This is a genomic window from Desulfosarcina sp., from assembly GCF_041551955.1.
Classification (GTDB): domain Bacteria; phylum Desulfobacterota; class Desulfobacteria; order Desulfobacterales; family Desulfosarcinaceae; genus Desulfosarcina.
In genome coordinates, this window is sequence record NZ_JBFELV010000472.1 from 1 (window position 1) to 3,818 (window position 3,818).

Annotated in this window: 4 protein-coding genes, 1 tRNA gene and 2 pseudogenes; 4 read left to right on the top strand and 3 right to left on the bottom strand. The window is 42.7% G+C overall.

The window, feature by feature from the left end; translation table 11 throughout:
- Positions 1-4 precede the first annotated feature (4 nt).
- Positions 5-80 (top strand) — tRNA-Asn (locus ABYV26_RS22655).
- Between the two features lie 838 nt (positions 81-918).
- Here ABYV26_RS22655 and ABYV26_RS22660 read toward each other — a convergent pair.
- A complete protein-coding gene (locus ABYV26_RS22660) occupies positions 919-1,269 on the bottom strand; it encodes a DHCW motif cupin fold protein (protein ID WP_372683628.1) in 351 nt (116 codons plus the stop codon).
- A gap of 190 nt (positions 1,270-1,459) precedes the next feature.
- Here ABYV26_RS22660 and ABYV26_RS22665 point away from each other — a divergent pair.
- The 3 genes and pseudogenes from ABYV26_RS22665 to ABYV26_RS22675 all read left to right on the top strand — a co-directional run.
- Positions 1,460-1,734, top strand: a pseudogene (locus ABYV26_RS22665) (IS4 family transposase); the annotation flags it as partial.
- A gap of 58 nt (positions 1,735-1,792) precedes the next feature.
- On the top strand, positions 1,793-2,155 hold the full coding sequence (locus ABYV26_RS22670) for a hypothetical protein (protein ID WP_372683629.1): 363 nt from the start codon (positions 1,793-1,795) through the stop codon (positions 2,153-2,155).
- A 293-nt stretch (positions 2,156-2,448) separates the two neighbouring features.
- Positions 2,449-2,640, top strand: coding sequence for a hypothetical protein (locus ABYV26_RS22675; RefSeq protein WP_372683630.1), 192 nt, complete (start codon positions 2,449-2,451; stop codon positions 2,638-2,640).
- A 149-nt stretch (positions 2,641-2,789) separates the two neighbouring features.
- Here the strand turns inward: ABYV26_RS22675 and ABYV26_RS22680 are convergent, their stop codons facing one another.
- A complete protein-coding gene (locus ABYV26_RS22680; RefSeq protein WP_372683631.1) occupies positions 2,790-3,182 on the bottom strand; it encodes a hypothetical protein in 393 nt (130 codons plus the stop codon).
- A 319-nt stretch (positions 3,183-3,501) separates the two neighbouring features.
- Positions 3,502-3,818 (bottom strand): annotated as a pseudogene (locus ABYV26_RS22685) (hypothetical protein); the annotation flags it as partial.

Genomic DNA, 3,818 nt, shown 5'->3' on the forward strand with positions numbered 1-3,818 from the left:
ATATTCCCCAGTAGCTCAGTCGGCAGAGCAAGTGGCTGTTAACCACTGGGTCCGCGGTTCAAGTCCGTGCTGGGGAGCCAAACACATCAAGGGCTTACAGATTTTCGTCTGTAAGCCCTTTTTTCATTTCACACCCGGCAGGGTAATAAAAAAAGGCCCCCGGTCACACAGACGCCCTTCGGTAATGCCCGACCCGGAGCCGGACTTCAGTTTATTTGTATTTTAATTCCTGAGGATACTGACGTAGTGGTGGGTAATCGATAATTAGGGTCGTGCTCTCCGGCGCGGCGGAGCCGCGTCGGGAGCAGCAGATGGTTATAACATTCTTAATTTATTCATAAGATATAAAGACCAATACAATACAAACTATAAACGAGATTCCAGAGACCAAAAGAAACAGTTTATCTAATCAGTCAATTTCAATTTTAGCCGCGTCTTTTATGCTTTTAAATCCAAAATGGCGATAACTCACCGCTAAAGACTCACCTACTTTGAATCAGTGCGAGAGAGCCCCCTGATACAATCGCTGCACCGATTGCTATGACTTCTATAATTTTCATATTAAAACTGTTGCTTATATCGCTTCCATTTTTGTGTAAATAGACTTAGCAAGGCACCACTCACTAACCCGAAAAATCCGAATACCATAACAGTCATCAATGGAGGAGGGCTAAGATAAGGATTCCTCGCCACATCTGGTTCAAACCATCCATGGATGCAGAGCATGGATGCGGCAAATATGGAAAATACAAAGAAACCTATAAGCGCCCCCACGAACAATCTAAAATAGGCAAAATGCAATTCAGTTTTAGTGGGCGCTGTTTTCATTTTCTCTTATAACGTTGAGTTAAGCGACCCCGTTCAAAGGTCCGAGTGAGCGCATCGAAAGTAATTAAACGATTGGTTATACGTCTTATATTATTTTAATTTCAAAAAATCTCCATCTATTATCATAAGCTTCACACCATTTTTTGTTACTGAACGATGAGAACTTAAATCATCGGACACGACATACGACATGCCTGGAGTTAAAATTGAACGCTTACCATCTTCTTGTTCATTAACAACTTCACCTTCAAGACAATGTACAATATGACCTTTTTGACACCAATGATCAGCAATATATCCTGCAGAATATTCGACTATTCTTATTCTAAGACCATCAAACTGGAGGGTTTGCCAATAAGCAACACCAGTTTGACCTTTATGTTCTGTCTTTGGTATTTTTGACCAATCAATGGTTTGAAACGGGATATTTTTATTATTCATTTTTTTATATCGGATAGATTCAAGTCGTATAACGATTAAGCGTTTTTGCGGCGCGTAGCCGACGCAAAAAGTTCTGTTGAACTGAGCCGCTTCTGTTTCGACATCATATCGATTTTTTTAGGATTTTTTCTATCAGGCCGTAAGCATTATGATCTGATTTCTCGAGCAAATCAAGATCTGAGCCCCATACTGGGAGAAATATCATCATCGAAATCTGAGAATCAAATCATTTTATGATACATCGGAAAATGCGGTTAAGACCCAATTTGGATCGCCATTGGCGTATATGTATTGGTGGCGATCATTAAAAACCGCATGAAAATCAAGCAGCGTCTCTACACAATTCTACAGATCTTAAGTATCTCAATTATTGAGACAATGCCTATTTTACAGGCGCTCACAGAGACTGATGACAAAAACGAAATTAATAGTGGCCATATACAACTTAATTTAGTCGGTTCTTAACGGGACACCACTGACACCAGATGACATTTTATTAGATGGATTAGGAGGTGAGGCGGTGGTGGCGATTTTGGACAACGTCCAATCGTTCTCCGTCTCCAGCGTCAAGCCGCCCTTCGTGGACTATATTTTCATAGCACTCGGGGCAATACAGCAGATCATGCCCCAGGCGGAAACAGTCCTGCTCTATGACCTCTTTATGACAGGTGTCACAGGTGCCAAACATTTTAAACCTTTCCTTGTTCAACATATTCCTCCAGGTTTAAAAAGGGAGGTTAGCGGTGTTGGGAAGTATCCGACCCGTCAGGCTGTTCAGTCAATGGGATCCACCTCCGTATGTGCAAAACAACCACAAGCTCAGCTCGCTGCCGATGGACGCAGCATATTTTATACCGTTTTTAGCATGGTTCAACAAATGTCATAAGTTATCAGTCTGTTAACTTTTTTGCTTTTCTTCAAGACATTGCCATTTCGATCAGAACCATGTAACTAATTACATAGAATTGCCTTGATAGCGACTTTACTTCATAGGGGCTGAGTTTCTGGTTAAAATGAAAGAGGTGGAGCAGGTTGTCGAAGGTTTAGATGAATCCTTTTATAGCATGCATGGGTGATAGGTATCTGATGGGCATCCCAGGTTTTGAAAAAACCCATTTTATCAGCTACTATCGAAGCTGTGGTCTGTGAATACTCGGCAGACAAAGGAGAAATTGCACTATGACAGGTATGATTATCATTTCAATAATATGCATATCATGTGCGTTTCTTCTTTGGCGCATTGCTAACAAAAGAGGGTCAAACACCAGATTTTGGGCTGTTATGGGAGCTGTTTTTGGACCATTAGCCATTCCATTTATATTTCTTACAAAAGATAAATCTGCGAAATCTAATAGATCAAATAAAAAATGATTGTGGTGGCGCCTGAATTTTGTTTTCCTTTTGAATTGTCTCAACAAATCGGAAATCGCCAGCGTTTTGTTTTTTAGGGGGTGACATCACATTACCAATCCAGATAAATGAAATACCGATGTCCTGGACGGAAATAGCTGATCGACCCATCAATAGGGGGGGATTATGTAGTTCGCACCGATAATATGAATGGGCTGGGGCTGATCCTGCTTTGCACTTTCGTGACACCACTTGACCGTCACCAAACTGATCGATCGCAATTGGCAATCGTCATCCCTGTCCGCGCTTAAGTAGTTGTCTTTTGAGGCTTTGAAAAGAAGGGTCGTACCAGGAATCAATTGCTTGTCAGTGGAAAAGCAGATTCCCTGCTCGCTGAAATTAAGCAAGTGCGCATTAATATCCCTTGACGCCCTGATTGTTGGATGCAGGGTGATCGGTCCGCCGACAGTATGACGACTGGAATTGCGTTTTTCATGAGGATTGGCCATTGGTTTCTCCTTTTCGGCAATACCGAAATCGGTAACGCCCATGCCTTCGACCATTGAAGCGACGCTTTGGAAGGGTGCGTGAGCAGCGTTGCATCCTGCCCTTTGTGATTGCCTGCTTGGGCTGGAACGGTGAACGCTGGCAATTGTACAGCGAATATGATGCCAACAGACGAGACTTAACCATGCGGTTTTCAATGGGCTGGATTTAGTGAATTTTTTGATTGTTTTATTGATACGGTAGGAGAAGCAAAAAAAATTAGAAACAGCAGATAGCGTGAAGAATGCAAAAAAGAGTCAGGGGGCTACATATAAGTTCCTTTTTTGCACTCAAATCAACGGGCAAGTTATCGGGCAGGCACAAGCTTAACACAAATCAGTCATTCCCGACCACTTTTACCACATCCCTTTTGTATCTGGTCCCGACACTGTCCAAAATTATCGCACACGTGACGATACAACCGCCAACAACGGTGAGCATACTCGGAACTTCGTTGACACCGAAGATTGGCAAATAAACCCAAATAACCCCACCTACCACCTCCACCAGCGAGAGCAAATTCAGTTCAGCTGCCGGGAAATATTTTGCACCGAGCGAAAAGAAGATTAACCCCACACCGATCAGCGTGCCGTGCACCATGCTTAGATATATATTGAGATTCGGCATCATCACGGCGTCCCTTTGCACGTAGA

Excerpts from the sequence above, each read along its gene's own strand:
- ABYV26_RS22660 (WP_372683628.1), bottom strand. The coding sequence starts at position 1,269 with ATGAATAATAAAAATATCCCGTTTCAAACCATTGATTGGTCAAAAATA.
- ABYV26_RS22675 (WP_372683630.1), top strand. The coding sequence starts at position 2,449 with ATGACAGGTATGATTATCATTTCAATAATATGCATATCATGTGCGTTT.
- ABYV26_RS22680 (WP_372683631.1), bottom strand. The coding sequence starts at position 3,182 with ATGGTCGAAGGCATGGGCGTTACCGATTTCGGTATTGCCGAAAAGGAG.